The organism is Streptococcus infantis, assembly GCF_047460685.1.
In the GTDB taxonomy this organism is placed as follows: Bacteria; Bacillota; Bacilli; order Lactobacillales; family Streptococcaceae; genus Streptococcus; species Streptococcus infantis_AD.
Window position 1 is genome coordinate 30,793 of record NZ_JASHFS010000010.1, and the last position, 18,460, is coordinate 49,252.

Sequence of the window (18,460 nt, forward strand, 5' to 3'; positions counted from 1 at the left end):
TCCTTATAGTTTCATGATGGTTTGATTGTCAAATTTTCGTTAACAGAATCTATTATACCTTAAAATTAAAAATTTGACAAATTGCTAAAAAACCGACTCACCACTATCGTGGTCAATCGGTTTAAATTTCAATTAAAAATGTTTGACTGCTTCTGACTTAATTTTTTCGACAACTTCTAAAATACTTAGCCCTGTTGTGTCCAAATAGATAGCATCGTCTGCCTGCTTAAGAGGAGAAGTTTCACGATGACTATCCTTATAATCACGCGCAGCAATCTCTTCTTTCAAAGTTTCCAAATCTGTTTCGATCCCTTTTGAAAGATTTTCCTTATAACGTCTTTCCGCACGTTCATCCACTGAAGCAACAAGAAAAATCTTCAATTCAGCTTGAGGTAATACAACTGTACCAATATCTCGACCATCCATGACGATTCCGCCTTGTTGGGCAATTTCTTGCTGAAGGGATACCAATTTTTCACGAATAGCTGGAATGGCTGCAAAAGCAGATACAGCATTGGTTACTTCATTTTCTCGAATTGGATTTGTCACATCAACATCTCCAACAAAAACAAGCTGTTCTCCTGTTTCAGCACGACCAAAGCTAATCGGATATTGTTCCAATAACTCAAGAAGTCGAGAAGACTCTTCTGGACTTACTTGATTGTTCAAAGCGATGTAAGTCGCAGCACGATACATGGCACCTGTATCCAAGTAGGTATATCCAAAGTCCTTAGCGATAATCTTAGCTACTGTACTCTTACCACTGGATGCTGGTCCATCAATGGCAATCTGAATTGTTTTCATTCTAACTCCTATCTTGTCTTAAGAACATCGCCAGGATTTGCAAACCAAGAACCTGAAGACATATGACCAGGATTCAAGGCTTCAAGCTGGGCAATAGAAATTCCTGCTCTAGCTGCGATAGCCGCTTCACCTTCACCAGCAAGAACAGTAATAGTTCCCTCGGCATTAGCATGTCCCTCTGAACTACTTGAAGAAGTTGATTCTGCTTCAGAACTTGATGCTTCAACTGAACTACTTGATGATGTTGAAGAAACTTCCTCTACCTTAGGCGCAGAAGAATCATGGAAATCTTTCAAAGCTGCCGTACGATCACTACCACCTGAAGATAGATAGATTAAAACAGCAATCATACCGACCACGATTACAAAGAAAATACAAGCTAAAATGGTTAGAATACGGTTGGCTACCACTCCTGTTCCCTTATTTCCTCTGCTTCTACGCTCCGAACGGCTTTCCTCATTGTTATAGATATCTTCTTGCCACGGTTCCTTTTCCATACCTTACTCCTTGTTTTTTTTCTATTTTCTTATTACAATATAAATATGAAAATCACACTTATACCTGAACGATGCATTGCCTGTGGGCTTTGCCAAACTTATTCTGATTTATTTGATTACCACGATAATGGAATCGTGCGTTTTTACGATGATCCTGATCAACTAGAAAAAGAAATTTCTCCTAGTCGAGACGTCTTAGAGGCTGTCAAAAATTGCCCAACTCGTGCGCTCATCAAAGACCAGTTTTAATCGTTAATGGAGATTATATTTCTAAATCCCGCTTCTTCTAGTTTAGCATATTTTTCCAGAAAATTATAGTCTTTTGAAGGACTAATTTTTATCAAAGCCTATCTCGGCTCACTCTGTTCTTTTATCAGATAGAGGGGTCTTTTTTTCGTTTCCATATAAATTTTACTGATATATTTTCCGAGAATCCCAATCGTCAATAATTGGACACCACCAAGAAATAGAATGACAGCCATCAGAGAAGTCCAACCAGAAGTTGGATTGCCCAGTACGAGAGTACGGACAACTACAAACAATGTCATCACTAAAGCCAGAAAACACGACGAAAGACCAGCAACAAAAGCTAATATCAAAGGAAAATCTGAAAAATTCACAATCCCTTCAATAGAGTAGAAAAAGAGTTGTCTAAAACTCCAACTTGTCTTACCTGCCTGCCTTTCAACATTAGGGTATTCTAAATAGTGAGTACGGAAACCAACCCAGGCAAAGAGTCCTTTGGAAAAGCGATTGTATTCTGTCAATTCTAACACCGCATCCACAACTGATCTTCTCATCATCCGAAAATCACGGACACCCGATGGAAGGGCTACTGGGCTAATTTTTTGCATAAAACGATAAAAAAGATCAGCGCAGTAACTACGTAAAAAGGGCTCACCCTCTCGACTAGTTCTCCGAGTTCCAACACAATCCAAGTCTGGATTCTGATCTAGTAGTTCTTTCATCTCAAGCAAGAGTCTTGGTGGATCCTGAAGGTCTGCATCCATAACCACCACCAAATCTCCTGTTGCTTGTTGTAAACCTGCATATATGGCCGCTTCCTTCCCAAAATTTCGCGAGAAAGAGATATAATGTACTGCAGGATTTTTCTCTCGATAAACCTTTAAAACATCCAAAGTCTTATCAGTCGAACCATCATCTACAAAAATGTATTCGATTTCTGTTCCCAAATCTGGGATCAGGGCTTCAAGAGTTTGATAAAAAAGAGGAAGTACTTCCTCTTCGTTTAAACATGGGACTATGATTGAAATCATCATTTTAGTCTTCAAATCCATTTGGATGTTTGCTCTGCCAACGCCACGCATCTTCACACATTTCTGTAATACCAAGTCCTGCTTCCCATCCGAGCTCTTCCTTAGCTTTTGCTGGGTCAGAATAGCAGGCTGCGATATCACCCGGACGACGTTCAACGATACGGTAAGGAATTGGACGTCCGACTGCTTTCTCCATATTTTTGATAATTTCAAGGACAGAGTAACCTTTTCCTGTACCAAGGTTATAAACGTTTAGTCCTGAATCTTTTTGAAGCTTCTTAAGGGCTGCAACGTGTCCTTTTGCTAGGTCAACGACGTGGATATAGTCACGAACACCTGTTCCATCTTCTGTATCGTAGTCATCTCCAAAGACTTGAACTTGTTCCAACTTACCAACTGCGACTTGTGTTACATATGGCAAAAGGTTATTTGGAATACCGTTTGGATTTTCTCCTAGATCTCCACTCTCATGCGCACCGATTGGGTTGAAATAACGAAGCAACACAACGTTCCATTCTGAGTCTGCTTTATAAATATCTGTCAAGATTTCTTCAAGCATCAGTTTTGTACGGCCATATGGGTTAGTAGCTGAAAGTGGGAAGTTTTCTAGGATTGGAACAGTATGAGGATCTCCATAAACTGTTGCTGAAGAGCTGAAGATAATGTTTTTACAGTTATTTTCTTCCATTGCCTTCAAAAGGCTAACTGTTCCAGCAATGTTGTTGTCATAGTAGGCAAGTGGGATACGAGTTGACTCACCAACTGCCTTCAAACCAGCAAAATGGATGACGCCTGTTGGTTCTTCATGTTTGAAAATATCACGAAGTGTATCTGTGTCACGAATATCTGCTTCGTAGAAAGGAATTTCTACGCCTGTGATTCTTTCGACTACTTCAAGACTTTTACGGCTACTGTTTACCAAATTATCCACGACAACTACTTGGTGTCCAGCTTGGACCAGTTCAATGACAGTGTGAGTTCCGATAAATCCTGCACCACCTGTTACCAAAATCTTTTCTTGCATCTCTTTTCCTCAATTCTAGGATTATTTTTTTCATTTTACCATTTTTGATGGGGAATGTCATTTTCTACCCCGAAAGATTACGTAAAATAAAGTAAAACATTTACTCAATTTCTTTTCGTTGGACATACTTTGCTATCGGATAATCCGCTGGATCCAATACTCCACTTCTCCCTTGAAGCATTTGAGCAAGATGATAACCAATAATAGGACCGGTTGTCAATCCTGACGATCCTAATCCACTCGCAGCAAATACTCCTGACAAGCTTGGCACTTGTCCGAAAAACGGAGAGAAGTCACTTGTATAAGCACGAATCCCCACACGTTCACCAGATAAAATTGCATCCTTTAAGCTAGGATAAAACGGACTTGCTGCCTCCTCCATTTGTTGGAGCAAATTCTCGTCAACTGTTAGGTCAAATCCCATGTCATTTTCATGGGTAGCTCCTAGAGATAATTTACCGCCTGGAAATGGTATCAAATCCCACTCTCCTTCTGGCATAACCACAGGGTATGTTCCCATGTCTTGTTTCACTTGATAATCTCTTAGTTGACCTTTTTGAGGACGAACATCCACCTCATAGCCTAAAGGTTCCAAAATGTGACCAAGCCAAGCTCCCGTAGACAATATGATTTGATCAAAAACTTGATTGTCTATTTGATAGCCCGATGATAGAGATTTTAGACTGACCTCTTTCTTTATGACCTTAACCTGACTGGCTTCAAGTAAACGACTGACTAAAAGTTGCCCGTCTACTCGAGCTCCTCCAGAAGCATAGAGTAATCTTTCAAATCCCTCTAATTCAGGGAACAACTTATTTGTAGCGGTTTGATCCAGAATGGCTAATTCGCCAATTAAGGGAGATTCATCTCTACGTTGCAAGGCTAGTTGATAGAGTTCCTCTAGCTTGGAATCATCCTTTTTGAGAAGGAAGACTCCTGAGCGCTGGTAGAAATCAACTTTTTGACCCGATTTTTCTAGGTCAGCTAATAAATCTACATAGAAATCAGCTCCTAGGCGCGCCATCTTATACCAAGCCTTATTGCGTCGTTTAGAAAACCAGGGACTAATAATTCCTGCCGCGGCCTTGGTTGCTTGGCCGTGTCCAAAATCAAAAACCGTTACTTCGATATCAGCTTCCTTAGAAAGATAGTAGGCAGCTGTGGCCCCTACAATTCCTGCACCTACAATGGCAACTTTTTTCATTGTCTTTACCTTCTAACTAGATATGATGGAATGGATTAGTAGAAGCCTGACTTGCGACAACCTCTAGAGACCAAGCATTCTCTTCCTTCCATTCATTCAGGAACGCTGCAATTTTTTCAACAAAGAGAACTTCGATATAGTGGCCTGGATCCAGAGCCAACAAGCCATCTGACAACATATCCTGAGCTGTGTGGTAATAGATGTCACCAGTAATGTACACATCTGCTCCTTTTGCTAAAGCATCAGAATAGAAAGATTGCCCACTGCCACCACAGATAGCCACTCTTGAGATTGTCTTTTGCAAATCCTTCTCTTGATAATACACCATACGAAGGCTATCTAGACCAAAGACTTCCTTAACATGGTCAGCAAATTCCTTAAATGTTTGAGGTCTAATCGTGCCAATACGTCCAATCCCACGTTCAGGACCTGTTTCCTGTAGATAAGTTGTATCCTTAATATCTAACAGTTGGCAGAACCAGTCATTGAGACCATTTTCAACGATATCAATATTAGTATGACTAACGTAGACGGCAATATCGTGCTTGATGAGATTGATGTAAATCTGATTTTGAGGACGGCTAACTACCAAGTCCTTGATTGGACGAAAGATAGGCGCGTGCTTGACGATAATCAAATCTACTCCCTTTTCAATGGCTTCTGCAACCGTTTCTTCACGAATATCGAGGGCAACCATGACCTTTTGGATTTCTTTGTCTAAGGTACCAATCTGTAAACCACGACTATCACCCTCCATAGAAAATTCTTGGGGGCAATAGGCTTCATAACGATTTATCACTTCACTTGCTTTCATGGAGCACCTCCTTGATGGCTTGAATTTTATCTACTAAAACTTGACGTTCTTCATGATTTTTTTCTGGGATTTGGGCTAGAGCAAATTCTAACTTACTTGCTTCTTTTTGCCATTTCTGAACAAATACGGGGCTGACTTCTTTAGACAAGAAGGGTCCAAAGCGGACATCAGTTGCTGATAGATTCATTTTACCAGCTTCTGCAACTATGATCTCGTAAAATTTCCCAGCTTCTCCTAGAATACTTTCTGCTATGATTTGAAAACCATGCTCTTGTAACCAAGAACGCAACTCATCTTCACGATTATTGGGTTGAAGAATCAAACGCTCAACATTGGCAAGTTTGTCTAATCCTTCTTCTAATATCGTAGCAATCAAACGGCCACCCATTCCAGCAATAGTGATAACAGAGACCTGGTCAGCCTCTTCAAAAGCAGCTAAACCATTGGCTAAACGAACCTGAATTTTCTCAGTCAAACCATGACTTTCAACATTTGTAACTGCAGATTGATAGGGACCTACCACTACCTCTCCTGCAATGGCACGCTCAATGTGACCTTTTTCAACTAGTTCAATCGGTAAATAAGCATGGTCGCTTCCGACGTCCAGTAAAACCGCTCCTTGAGGTACAAAGGAAGCTACCGTTTCTAATCTCTTTGAAATCATCTTCTCTCACTTTCCAAAAGTCTATTTTCCTTTATTATACCATATTTTATCTGGCAATCCTGCTCCTAAAAAGACCGCAATCATGGATTGCAGCCTTTCTTTATCTTTTAGCTTGATAACGACTTGTCAGGATGAAAATCACAGTAAAGATGAGCATCATGATGCCATAGACAGGTAATGTTTGTCCTGTCAGTGTTGAAATTTCAAGTAGTTTTTGGATTCTTGGGAATAGAGCCGTTCCAAGGAAGCCACCAACCGACCAAATAATCAAGAGAATACGCCACAGACTAAATGGCAAGCAAGCTCTAACTACAGACATGAAACCAATCGATGCCAGTAGATAATACAGAAGTGTTGAAATTTCAATGGCCGACCAACCTTGACTTGTTCCAAAAATTTTAACAAAGAGAACACTAAAGACTACCATCAAGGCACTTGGTAGTGCACGGAGCATGGATTTTCTGAGGAAGTTTTGTTCTACTGGTTTAATATTTCGCTCAAAGGTCAATACGAACGGCGGGAAACCTTCGACAAACTGGTCAATCATGGTAATCTGAATCGGAATAAATGGGAAAATCAAAATCCATTCAGTACGACCCAACAATGCACTTGCAATACAGATGATTGCCAACAAGAAGGAATAGATGGTCTTAATCAAGAAAATTGGAGCAATGTGAGCAATATTATTAACCACACGACGACCTTCAAAGAGAATCTCAGGAACATCATTAAAGTCTGAGTTCAAGAGAACCAGATTTGCAATCTGACGAGTCGCTGGATCTCCTTCAGCCATCACGATGGAACAATCTGCCTCGCGGAGAGCAAGGATATCGTTGACACCATCCCCTGTCATGGCTGTAGTATGACCTGCTTTTTTCAACGTTTGGATGATCAGTTTCTTTTGATGAGGAGAGACACGTCCGAAAATCGCTGTCTCCTCAGCCATAGCAATCAATTCCTCGTCCGTGATCTTCGAACAATCTACATAGCTGTGGTAATCTGCAAAACCAGCTTTTTGAGCAATACTTGAAACGGTAACTGGATTATCACCAGAAATAATTTTCAAGCCCACTTCCTGAGAACGAAGATAGTCTAGAGTTTCAGCTGCCCCTTCTCGGATTGGATCTAGAATTTCAAGCAAAGCCAAGGCTTGAATATCAGATGGCTTTTGTGGCTTGTGGTGATCAAGTTTTTCTTGACTAAGAGCCAGAACTAAGACACGAGATCCTCGTTCAAGAGCTTCTCTAGCCTCAGGAACTTCAGCATCCAACAACATCTCTGGTGCGCCTAGAAAAACAGTTCCAAGACCTTCCAACTCCATTGCTCCCCATTTACGATCGCTTGAAAATGGAAGATTAGAAATCATCGGATAAGTTACTTGACCTTGAAAACGTTGACGAATAGCTTGTGCTGTTGGGTTCTTATCTTCACTGCTTGCCATATAGCTAGTTAGTATGTCAGCAATAGCATTTTGATCATAAACTTGAGTAAGAGGAAGGACAGTCTCAACCTGCATCTTACCTTGGGTGATGGTACCTGTCTTATCCAAGCAGAGCATATCCACGCGCGCTAGGGTTTCAACAGAGTACATCTCCTGCACCAAAACCTTTTTCAAACCAAGCTTGATAACAGCAGTTAAGAGAGAGGTAATGGTCAAGAGGGCAATCCCCTTAGGCAACATTCCCAAAAGAGCTGTAGAGGAATTCACTACAGAAGACTTCAGTGGTAAACCTTTCAAGACCAAGGCTTCAAGCAAGAGAGCAATTCCAAATGGAATGATGATTTTTCCAGTAAAGCCTGCTAGCTGGTCTAGCGATTTCATGATACGAGAATTGATTGGTTTAACTGTCTTAGCTTCAAGCATGAGTTTGGCTGCATAGTTATCTGCTCCTACATGATGAACCTGAGCGAGGACAGAACCACTTGCAAGAAAGCTACCTGACAACATTAAGTCTTCTATTTCTTTTTGCACCAAGTCGCTCTCACCCGTTAACATGGCTTCATTGACTTCTGCAAAGCCTTCTAATACAATCGCATCACTTGGAATTTGATCCCCTGCAGACAAGCGAATCACATCATCCAAAACAAGCTCTTCAGGGTCTAAAGCAATCTCTTGTCCATCACGAATAGTCGTAATCTTTTCTTTATTTAAGAGATTGAGTTTATCAACCATATGCTTGGCACGTAGCTCGGTTACAATTCCTGAAAAAGCATTAAAACAGATAACCGCAAAGAAAACCAAGTTGCTCCAGGCTTGAACAAAAGCTAGCGCTAATGCAATAGCAAAGTTTAAAGCATTAAAGAGAGTAAAGACATTTCGTTTTACAATCTGCCAAGTACTGGTACTAGCTGATGCTTTGAAATCATTGACCTGTCCCTGTTTCTGACGTTCTTTAACTGCTGATTGGCTTAAGCCTATAATTTTATTTTTATCCATAATCTCTATCATATCATTTTTTTTTGAATAATTCTAATTTCATATGAAGAGCAATTCCTCCAAAACAAAAAACATTTGCTTGTCCTAGTATGATAAGGTATAATAAAAGAAAGAAAATTGAAGGAGATACCATGTTTTATACTTATCTTCGTGGGCTGGTTATGTTGATTCTCTGGTCTATCAACGGTAATGCTCATTATCATAATACCAATAAAATTCCGAGTCAGGATGAAAACTATATCCTAGTTGCTCCCCATCGTACTTGGTGGGATCCTGTCTACATGGCATTTGCGACCAAACCGAAACAGTTTGTTTTTATGGCTAAAAAGGAACTTTTCACTAATCGGATCTTTGGTTGGTGGATTCGTATGTGTGGTGCCTTTCCTATTGATCGGGAGAATCCTAGCGCTTCGGCTATTAAATACCCTATCAATGTTCTTAAAAAGAGCGACCGATCTCTCATCATGTTTCCAAGCGGTAGTCGTCATTCTAACGATGTCAAAGGTGGCGTAGCTCTGATTGCTAAAATGGCTAAGGTTCGCATCATGCCAGTTACTTACACTGGTCCAATGACCTTAAAAGGACTCATCAGTCGCGAACGTGTCGATATGAACTTCGGAAATCCTATCGATATCTCGGACATTAAGAAGATGAATGATGAAGGAATTGAGATGGTTGCTGAACGTATCCAATCAGAATTCCAACGTCTAGATGAGGAAACGAAACAATGGCACGATAACAAAAAACCAAATCCTTTGTGGTGGTTTATTCGCATACCAGCACTGATTCTTGCTGTCTTAGTTGCGATTATTACCATCATCTTTAGCTTTATCGCAAGTTTTATCTGGAATCCAGAAAAAAAACAAAATCAATTAGGTTAGAAGAAAATGGTTTTAGGACATTCCCTAAAGCTATTTTAATTTGACTGACAGCCGATTACTTTTAAATAAAATATTTTATTGACAAAGATTTGATTCTATAGTATACTTTTTAAGTAAGCTGATTTAGCTCAGTAGGCAGAGCGCATCCATGGTAAGGATGAGGTCGCCGGTTCAATCCCGGCAATTAGCATTGTTTAACAGTTCCTTTTTATAGGAACTTTTTTATTGACTTTTTTTCGACCTTATAGTAGAATAAAACTTGCGATGAGTCGATATGTAGCGAGAGCTACTATTGAGCAAAGGAGGTCATAACGCAGGAGCGGACCTTGAGAAATTGTGTGAACCGGTTTCTCACATGGAGATGCCTCTCAGGCTTTCTGGTTTTTCCAGAGAGCTTTTTTTATTTTCCTAAACACTACTAAATCCTATCTTTTAGCAATTCTTTCTGCACAAACAGCAAAAAGCTCAAACCTCAATCATACACTGATAGACTTATTATCCAAAAAATCTTAGCTAGGTTTAGTCGTAAAGATACAAAGATGACCATTGCTATCTCTAATTACAGCAAAAGTTACAGGGCAAACTGTATTATATACCTTAGCATTGAAATAAAAATGATATATTTTGCCCCTCGTCACAAAAAAAGACCTATCACACAAGCTAGAAAGCTTGATATGATAGGCTTTTTAATATTAGATTAACGTACAGTGCGGATACGCATTGTGTTAGTACGAACTGCTTCACCAAGTGGCACACCTGCAACGATAACGATATCGTCACCAGATTGTACAAGACCTGCTTCAACTGCTTTACGTTCAGCAATTTCAAACATGTCGTCAGTTGATGATGGAGCTTCTGTCAACATTGGGATAACACCCCAGTTCAACATCAATCCACGTTCTGTCAATTCGTCAAATGTCAATGCCAAGATATCAGCATTTGGACGATATTTAGAGATCAAACGTGCTGTGTGACCAGTCTTAGTAAGAGTTACAACCAATTTGATGTCCATTGAGTTTGTAGCGTCTTTAACTGCTGAAGCCATAACTTCTGTCTTAGAGTTACGCTCAAATGAATCTGAGTTCAAACGTCCGTATTCGTTAAGAAGAGTTTGAGCGTTCTTATCGATAGTTGCCATTGTACGAACAGACTCAAGTGGGTATTTACCATTTGCTGACTCACCTGAAAGCATTGTAGCATCAGTTCCGTCGATAACAGCGTTAAATACGTCTGATACTTCTGAACGAGTTGCACGTGGTTTTTCAGTCATTGTTTCAAGCATGTTTGTTGCAGTGATAACAACTTTACCAGCAGCGTTCACTTTAGTGATGATCATTTTTTGGTAAACTGGAACCATTTCAAACGGTACTTCGATACCCATGTCACCACGAGCGATCATGATACCGTCAGCAGCTTCAATGATTTCGTCCAAGTTATCGATACCTTGTTGGTTTTCGATTTTAGCGAACAATTGAACGTGACCGTTACCAGTTTCTTCACAGATTGCACGAACTTCGTTCACGTCTTTTGCAGTACGTACGAATGAGATCGCTATGAAGTTGATACCTTGTTCAAGACCGAAGCGGATATCAGCGTTATCACGTTCAGCAAGAGCTGGGAAAGGAATTTTAGTGTTAGGGATGTTTACACCTTTTTGTTTAGCGATAACACCGTCGTTTTCAACTTCAACGACAAATTCACGAGTTGCATCGTCTTTTTCTACAACACGAAGACCAAGTTTACCATCGTCAACCAATACTTGGCGACCAACTTCAACGTCATCATAGATGTCAAGAGCTCCAGCAACGTTCAAAGCAATCACTTCACGAGTTGATTGGATACCTTGTTTAGTTGCAACACGGATTTTTTCACCAGTTTTGTATGAGTACTCTTTAGCTTCACCTTCGAACAATTCAGTACGGATTTCTGGTCCTTTTGTATCTAGAAGGAAACCAACTTTTTTACCTGCAAGTTTTTCTGCAAGTTTAACAGTTGCCATACGGTCACCTTGTTCTTGGTGGTCACCGTGTGAGAAGTTGAAACGGAAAGTGTTAGCTCCTGCTTCAATCAATTGAGCAATGTTTTTAGCTGAAGCTTCAACGTCAAGTTTTTCACCCCAGTATCCGTCATCACCGAATTTTTTACCACCACGGATTTCTACCGCAGGACCCAAAGTTGCAACGATTTTTACACGTTTGTTCATGATTTTTGTGACTCCTTTATATAATTTGACCTTTTATGGTCATTTTACCAGTTTAGTTAAAGTTGATTATGACAAGCTCTTGTTCAAAGCAGAAAGTTCAAGGTCAGCTTTATGAGGATTGTTAACAACAATCTTACCATCAGCTGTTAGGCTAAACAAAGCTCCTTCTTCTGCAGTTCCAAGAATTGGATTTTCAACCATTTTCTCGTTACGGATACCAACAGCGACACCACCGATTCCTTGTTTAAGAAGTTTAACAGCGTGTGCTCCCATACGTGACGCCAATACACGGTCACGAGCAGTTGGAGATCCACCACGTTGGATATGACCAAGTTCAGTTACACGAAGGTCGCTTGTATCTCCAGCTTCTTTTAGCTTTTGACCAAATTCAGCCGCTGACATAACACCTTCTGCCAAAACGATAATGTTGTGTTTCTTACCGTGTTCATATCCAGCTTTGATACTTGCTACGATGTCTTCCATCTTGAAGCCTTCTTCAGGGATGATGATTTCGTCAGCACCTGTTGCAATACCTGCCCAAAGAGCGATATCACCTGCGTTACGTCCCATTACTTCAACAACGAAAGTACGACGGTGACTTGATGATGTATCACGAATCTTATCGATTGCATCCATTGCAGTTGTTACTGCAGTGTCAAATCCGATTGTAAAGTCAGTACCTACGATATCGTTATCGATTGTTCCAGGAAGTCCAATAGCAGGGAATCCATGCTCAGTCAGGCGCATAGCTCCATGATAAGAACCGTCACCACCGATAACCACGACACCTTCGATACCGTGTTTTTTCAATTGCTCAATCCCTTTAAGTTGACCTTCGAGTTTTGCAAACTCAGGGTAACGAGCTGAGTGAAGGAAAGTACCACCACGTGAAATGATGTCTCCTACTGAAGCAGCATCAAGTGGATAAATTTCACCAGCAACCATACCAGCGTATCCATCATAGATACCAAAAACTTCCATTCCTTCTGAGATTGCTTGACGAACAACTGCACGAATGGCAGCATTCATACCAGGGGCGTCCCCACCACTAGTCAAAACAGCAATACGTTTCATTTGGTTTTGCTCCTTTTTCTTTTAACATTCTAACTGATTATACCATATTTAAAGTTAAAATTCTTTTATTTTCATTGATTTTTAACGATAAATCGTTTTCATGACAATCTGTTTTAAAGATTCTTGTAAGCCAGCGTCTTTTGCAACTAAATAACCAGGCAAAAGAATATTTTTTTGTTCATTTTCGTAGCGAATAATGACAGGAATTTGTCCCTTATATTGATCTAAAATATGATAAATTTCAGAATCATAATCATGATTAGCTACCTGAATCCAAAAACGCTCACTCACTGCTTCTTTGAGACTATTTAAGATTAGTTGAAGACGACCATCTCTAGCCTGAACTTTTCCATTTAGATAGTAGAAGCTTCCTTCGTGTAGGAAATCTTTGAATTGCCGGTATCGATCTGCAAATACTGTAACTTCTAACTTAGTCTTACTATCACTGACTTGTAAGAAGGCCATATTTTCACCTTTTTTTGTCCGAATGACACGAATAGATTGGATCTCAACAAGAACAGTAGTCGCTTGTCCCTCAGATAGCTCTCTTAAGCTTGTAATGGGGTATAAAGGATTCTTAGATAACTGTACCAAAGGATGCTGACTGATTCCAACTCCTAGCCACTCCTGCTCCTTACGGAACTTCTCAACTTCTGTAAAATCTTCAGTCTCAATCCAATTGTAACTACTATCAGCAAATAAACTTCCTAGTTCTTCCACAAAAATGAACAGAGTAGGTAAGTTGGATAAGATTTTTTGGCGATTTTTTTCAAAACTATCAAATAAACCAATCTCGACCAGAGGTGTCAATAGACTTAATTTCTGATAATTTTTAGGTAAGCGTGTGACAAAATCTTCAACACTTGTAAAAGGACGATTGTCTAAGATCCAATAGGCAAAATCACGAGGCATTCCCTTGATACTCTTTAAGCCCAAATGAACTGTTTTTTCTGCCAGCTTGTCCTGAAAAGGTACCGTATTGATAGATGAGGGCGCAAGTTCAAAGCCCATCTCAAGAGCATCGAGGATATAGTCTCCACTTGCATAATTGAGCATTACTTGATAGAAGATTGCTGGATAATGTGTCTTAAAGTAGGCAAGCTGAAAGGCTAAAGCTGCATAAGCATAGGCATGGGAACGGTTAAAACCATAACCAGCAAATTTTTCCATGACAGCAAAAACCTGCTGAGCCTGCTCTGCTCCGTGGCCTTTTTCAAGGGCACCTTGAATGAAGCTCTCTTGCATTTGATGCATTTCCGCAGCATTCTTTTTCCCCATAGCCCGACGTAAAATATCGGCCTTTCCAAGACTAAAGCCAGCGTAGCGTTGGGCTACTTGCATAACCTGCTCTTGATAGAGCATGATACCATAGGTAGGAGCTAAAATATCTTCTAGCACAGGATCAAGAACTGTCACCTTTTCTTTGCCATGTTTTCTAGCAACAAAGTTATCGATATAGTCGCTTGCTCCAGGTCTGTTAAGAGAAGTCGTTGCCACTACTTCTTCAAAGCTTTCAGGCTTCACGCGCTTTAATAAGCGAATAGCACCAGGTTGTTCAAACTGAAAGATTCCCTTGGTCTTCCCAGCTGCAAAAAGAGCCAAAGTTTCCCTATCCTCAAGGTCAATATCCTCAATCCTTAGCTGAATTCCTTGAGTTTCAAGTAAGAGCTCCTGCATTTTTTGAGCGAAGGTTAGGTTTCGCAAGCCCAAGAAATCCATCTTGAGCAAGCCATTTCCTTCAACTCCATGAGCATCATACTGGGTAATGAGCATATCCTCACCATACTTAAGAGGAATATAGTCCGTTAGATTTTTGTCACTAATCACGACACCCGCAGCATGGATGGAGGTTTGACGTGGTGCTCCTTCTATTTTCTTGGCAATTTCAAAAGCCTTTTGGTACTCAATCTTACCTTGAATCAGTTGTCTAAATCCTAGATTACCTTCATAGGCACTTGTTAAGGTGTCTTTGAAACCGATTTTTTTGGTAATAGCCGTTAATTCATACTCAGGTACACCATAGCGTTTAAAAACATCTCTGACGGCCTGTTTAGCACCAAAGGTTGAGTAGGTGACAATCTGAGCAGCGTGAATACTGCCATAGCGGTCACGAACATAGCGAATAAACTCTGGGCGATAGATATCAGGAATATCAATATCGATATCGGGCATGGTATAGCGTTCACGATTCAAAAAGCGTTCAAAGATGAGATTCTTAGCCACAGGATCAATACCAGTGATATCTAAGGCATAGGCCACTAGACTTCCAACTGCAGATCCACGTCCCATACCCATATAATATCCTTGAGAACGACCAAAACGTAAGAGGTCCCAGACAACCAAGAAATAGTCATCGAATCCCATGTCATGAATCACAGATAGCTCTTCTTCTAAACGAGCCTGATAAACTGAATCTAGTAAGCCTTTCAGTTCCAAGCCCTTAATAGCTCTTTCGCGCAACTCTTCAACAGCTGGTCTCTCTGGATTGAAGCGTGGAAGCTTGAGACTACTATCAATCTCATAAGTAGTTGCTCCAATCAGTCCAGAAAGATTTTCTAAAGCTTGCGGAAACTTCTCTACAAAAATCTGTTCTAGACGGTCAGCAGGTAAAAACAAGCCTTGTTGCGATTGAACATCTACCTCTCGCAAGGTCACATTTTCCTTAATCGCCTTGAGCATTTGAAGCGTTTCTAAATCCTCAGATTCGAAGGAATTAACACGATAAAGTGGGAGAATGGAGTGAGAAAAATTCGACTGAGGTGTATCTGGATATACTCCGATATAATAGTCATGCCCTAAGTCCAAGGAATCAATTGCAGAATAATAGGGAACAATAACACAAACATCTTCTAGATAGGGGAAAAAATCAGTCCATTCCTTTTTACCTGTCATTTTTAGAGTCGAAATCTTCATGAGATTTCGATAACCACGATTTGACAAGGCTAAAAATCGGAGGTTGACGAGTTCCTCCTTATGATGAACGGTCACCTCAAGACCTAATAAGGGCTGGATCCCTTGCTTTTGGCACTCTTTGATAAAATAATAAGCCCCATAGAGATTGTCAATATCCATGATTCCAAGTGCTGAGTAGCCGTATGCTTTCCCCTGGTCAACATACTTCTGAATGGAAATCATACTCTCCATGAAACTATAAACCGTTTTTGTATCAAGTTGTGCAATCACTCGCTATCACCTCCCTTTTTCTCCTTATATTATACCATTTTAGAAAATAGAAAAACAATTTCTTTCTCCCCTTGTAGAAAAAAGAACCATAGTTGAATTAACCGTGATTCCCATTCATTATTCTACCTCTAGGATAGGATTTGTAGCTGTCAAGTGACTGATCTTGCCACTAACACCGAAATATTCCTCAATTTTAGTATGTAATTCTAGCATTGCTTCCCGAGCTCTTGATGCCTGTTCTTCATTGATAGCTTCAATGACTAAAACAGCATCTTTGGTTTCTTCTGTTAACATGGTTCTTTGGGCTTCACGCCAGTTTAAACACCGACAAACCGCACCTTGTTCATCAAAATAAATAATTTCATCGGCTAATGCAGGAGCATCACTTTCGGCCCCTAGTGGAAAGAAGGATTCATTCCCTTGAGCTCTTCCGAGACATAAGTCACCAACAATCTTAGCTAAATCCTCTCCCCCACAAGGAACAGCGTAAGAAAGTGAAACACTATTATAAATATCTACCAAAGGATTTATTGGATTAAATTCTCTTCCTTGACTTACACGCTTTAATAAAGCTTCAATAGAAGAACGAGCACATTTTTTGGTTTTGAATTAAGTGAATGCCTGATGCCATTCTTTTTCTTTCATTCTACTACAAATTCAAAAAAAGAGTAGCATACAAGCTACTCGATAAGAACTATAATGAATTTTCACGAATCACTTCTACCTTGTATCCATCTGGATCTTTGATAAAGTAATAGTTTGGTTGAGTCCCTGGAAGTCCATTAGGTGCTGTCACTTCATAGCCTTTTTCGCTATGTTCTTTGTGAAGAGCCTCAAGGTCAGGTGTGCTTAGGGCAATGTGAGCAAAACCGTCACCGACAACATAAGGTCCGTGATCATAGTTGTAAGTCAACTCCAACTCATAATCATCACCTTCAAGTCCAAGATAAACGATAGTGAAAGCATAGTCTGGAAAGTCTCTACGACGCAATTCCTTAAATCCAAAAGCATCTTGATAAAAAGCAATTGATTTTTCAAGATTTTCTACTCGCAAGCATGTGTGTAGCATTTTTGAAGCCATTTTTTCTCCTTTGTTTAAAAAAGACTGGGACAAACTTGCACCAGTCTTATGAATAATTATTTACCAAGTTTTGCTTTAGCTGCATCTGCAAGAGCTGTGAAAGCTGCTGCATCGTTAACAGCCAAGTCAGCAAGCATTTTACGGTTAACTTCGATCTCAGCCAATTTCAAACCATGCATCAATTGTGAGTATGAAAGTCCGTTCAAACGAGCTGCCGCATTGATACGTGTGATCCACAATTTACGGAAGTCACGTTTCTTTTGACGACGGTCACGGTATGCATAGTAGTAAGAGTTCATTACTTGTTCTTTTGCAGTACGGAACAAGATGTGTTTAGCTCCATAGTAACCTTTTGCTAATTTAAGAATACGTTTACGACGTTTGCGTGATACAACGCCACCTTTAACACGTGCCATGTTTTATTTCCTCCAAATATTTCCTAGAATTGTTTACTTACAAATACGCGATTATTTCAAGCGAGTAAGCATTGCTTTGATACGTTTGAAATCTCCTGAATGCACCATAGATGCTTTACGAAGATGACGACGTTGTTTTTTAGTTTTTCCGTGGAAACGGTGAGATGTGTAAGCACGGAAACGTTTAAGTCCACCAGAACCTGTACGTTTGAAACGTTTAGCTGATGCGCGGTGTGTTTTTTGTTTTGGCATAATTTTTTCTCCTTTATTTAACTTTCTGACAATTATTTTTTGTCAGTTGCTGGCGCCAATTGCATGAACATTTGGCGTCCATCCATTTTAGCACGTTGTTCAATGATAGCAATATCTTGAGTTGCTTCAGCGAACTCGGCTAAAACTTTTGCACCAATCTCTTTATGGGTGATCATACGCCCCTTAAAGCGAATGGATACCTTCACTTTATTCCCTTTTTCAAGGAATTTGCGAGCATTGCGAAGTTTAGTTTCGAAGTCACCCTTGTCAATAACCGGGCTCAAACGAACTTCTTTCACGGTCACAACGCTTTGTTTTTTGCGTTGCTCTTTTTGTTTCTTCTGGTACTCAAATTTGAACTTACCGTAGTCCATAATTTTCGCAACAGGAGGTTTAGCTTGAGGTTGAATGAGAACCAAGTCCACATTAGCTTCGTCCGCAAGTGCTTGCGCTTCGCTTAGTGGTTTGATACCCAATTGCTCACCTTCAAGACCGATTAAGCGAACTTCGCGTACACGAATTTCATCATTGATGAATAAGTCTTGCTTTGCTATGGTTTTCACCTCTTTTTTTAATTTAGAGAAAAACAAGAGCGGACTTGCTAACGCAAACCCGCACTACATGATTGTATTTCATTTCTGAAATTTGA

Annotated in this window: 17 protein-coding genes, 1 tRNA gene, 1 pseudogene and 1 other annotated feature (1 of these 20 cut by a window edge); of the genes and pseudogenes, 3 read left to right on the forward strand and 16 right to left on the reverse strand. The window is 40.1% G+C overall.

Annotated elements, in window-relative coordinates:
- Positions 1–132 precede the first annotated feature (132 nt).
- Positions 133–804: a (d)CMP kinase gene (gene cmk, locus QM917_RS06065; RefSeq protein ID WP_414285246.1), complete on the reverse strand. Its 672-nt coding sequence runs from the start codon at positions 802–804 to the stop codon at positions 133–135.
- 8 nt (positions 805–812) lie between these two features.
- Positions 813–1,301: an SAG1386/EF1546 family surface-associated protein gene (locus QM917_RS06070; RefSeq protein ID WP_075230402.1), complete on the reverse strand. Its 489-nt coding sequence runs from the start codon at positions 1,299–1,301 to the stop codon at positions 813–815.
- Between the two features lie 45 nt (positions 1,302–1,346).
- Between QM917_RS06070 and QM917_RS06075 the strand changes: the two genes are divergently transcribed.
- Entirely contained in the window at positions 1,347–1,550 is a 204-nt protein-coding gene (locus QM917_RS06075) for a ferredoxin (protein WP_311522763.1), read from the forward strand.
- Positions 1,551–1,648: 98 nt separating this feature from the next.
- Here the strand turns inward: QM917_RS06075 and QM917_RS06080 are convergent, their stop codons facing one another.
- The 6 genes from QM917_RS06080 to QM917_RS06105 form a co-directional block, all read right to left on the reverse strand.
- Positions 1,649–2,599 (reverse strand): glycosyltransferase family 2 protein, encoded by a 951-nt coding sequence (locus QM917_RS06080; RefSeq protein WP_414285247.1) that lies wholly within the window; start codon positions 2,597–2,599, stop codon positions 1,649–1,651.
- Positions 2,583–3,602, reverse strand: coding sequence for a UDP-glucose 4-epimerase GalE (gene galE / locus QM917_RS06085; RefSeq protein ID WP_414285248.1), 1,020 nt, complete (start codon positions 3,600–3,602; stop codon positions 2,583–2,585). Before galE ends, QM917_RS06080 begins: the two co-directional genes overlap by 17 nt.
- 100 nt (positions 3,603–3,702) lie before the next feature.
- The gene (locus tag QM917_RS06090; protein WP_414285249.1) at positions 3,703–4,806 is read right to left on the reverse strand and encodes an NAD(P)/FAD-dependent oxidoreductase; all 1,104 of its coding nucleotides are present in this window, start codon (positions 4,804–4,806) and stop codon (positions 3,703–3,705) included.
- A 16-nt stretch (positions 4,807–4,822) separates the two neighbouring features.
- Positions 4,823–5,620: a Nif3-like dinuclear metal center hexameric protein gene (locus QM917_RS06095; protein WP_414285250.1), complete on the reverse strand. Its 798-nt coding sequence runs from the start codon at positions 5,618–5,620 to the stop codon at positions 4,823–4,825.
- Positions 5,607–6,284: a tRNA (adenine(22)-N(1))-methyltransferase gene (locus QM917_RS06100; RefSeq protein WP_414285251.1), complete on the reverse strand. Its 678-nt coding sequence runs from the start codon at positions 6,282–6,284 to the stop codon at positions 5,607–5,609. Before QM917_RS06100 ends, QM917_RS06095 begins: the two co-directional genes overlap by 14 nt.
- A 100-nt stretch (positions 6,285–6,384) precedes the next feature.
- A complete protein-coding gene (locus QM917_RS06105) occupies positions 6,385–8,721 on the reverse strand; it encodes a cation-translocating P-type ATPase (RefSeq protein WP_414285252.1) in 2,337 nt (778 codons plus the stop codon).
- 131 nt (positions 8,722–8,852) lie between these two features.
- Here QM917_RS06105 and QM917_RS06110 point away from each other — a divergent pair, with 131 nt between their 5' ends.
- The gene (locus tag QM917_RS06110; RefSeq protein ID WP_414285253.1) at positions 8,853–9,602 is read left to right on the forward strand and encodes a lysophospholipid acyltransferase family protein; all 750 of its coding nucleotides are present in this window, start codon (positions 8,853–8,855) and stop codon (positions 9,600–9,602) included.
- 117 nt (positions 9,603–9,719) lie between these two features.
- Positions 9,720–9,792, forward strand: a tRNA-Thr gene (locus tag QM917_RS06115).
- A gap of 507 nt (positions 9,793–10,299) precedes the next feature.
- On the opposite strand, the gene pyk is transcribed toward QM917_RS06115, so the two are convergent.
- From pyk to infC, 8 genes and pseudogenes are all read right to left on the reverse strand, one after another.
- Positions 10,300–11,805 (reverse strand): pyruvate kinase, encoded by a 1,506-nt coding sequence (pyk, locus tag QM917_RS06120; protein WP_414285254.1) that lies wholly within the window; start codon positions 11,803–11,805, stop codon positions 10,300–10,302.
- A 66-nt stretch (positions 11,806–11,871) separates the two neighbouring features.
- A complete protein-coding gene (gene pfkA / locus QM917_RS06125; RefSeq protein ID WP_000820873.1) occupies positions 11,872–12,879 on the reverse strand; it encodes a 6-phosphofructokinase in 1,008 nt (335 codons plus the stop codon).
- 81 nt (positions 12,880–12,960) lie between these two features.
- Complete coding sequence (locus tag QM917_RS06130) at positions 12,961–16,062, reverse strand: DNA polymerase III subunit alpha (protein ID WP_414285255.1); 3,102 nt, start codon at positions 16,060–16,062, stop codon at positions 12,961–12,963.
- 117 nt (positions 16,063–16,179) lie between these two features.
- Positions 16,180–16,698, reverse strand: a pseudogene (locus tag QM917_RS06135) (B3/4 domain-containing protein); the annotation flags it as partial.
- 58 nt (positions 16,699–16,756) lie between these two features.
- The gene (locus QM917_RS06140) at positions 16,757–17,143 is read right to left on the reverse strand and encodes a VOC family protein (RefSeq protein WP_075231568.1); all 387 of its coding nucleotides are present in this window, start codon (positions 17,141–17,143) and stop codon (positions 16,757–16,759) included.
- A 56-nt stretch (positions 17,144–17,199) separates the two neighbouring features.
- Positions 17,200–17,559: a 50S ribosomal protein L20 gene (gene rplT, locus QM917_RS06145; RefSeq protein ID WP_000124830.1), complete on the reverse strand. Its 360-nt coding sequence runs from the start codon at positions 17,557–17,559 to the stop codon at positions 17,200–17,202.
- Between the two features lie 51 nt (positions 17,560–17,610).
- Positions 17,611–17,811, reverse strand: a complete 201-nt coding sequence (gene rpmI, locus QM917_RS06150) for a 50S ribosomal protein L35 (protein ID WP_001125942.1) — start codon at positions 17,809–17,811, stop codon at positions 17,611–17,613.
- A 32-nt stretch (positions 17,812–17,843) separates the two neighbouring features.
- Positions 17,844–18,374, reverse strand: a complete 531-nt coding sequence (gene infC / locus QM917_RS06155; protein WP_000848177.1) for a translation initiation factor IF-3 — start codon at positions 18,372–18,374, stop codon at positions 17,844–17,846.
- Between the two features lie 15 nt (positions 18,375–18,389).
- Positions 18,390–18,460 (reverse strand) — a sequence feature (ribosomal protein L20 leader region) (it continues 60 nt past the right edge of the window).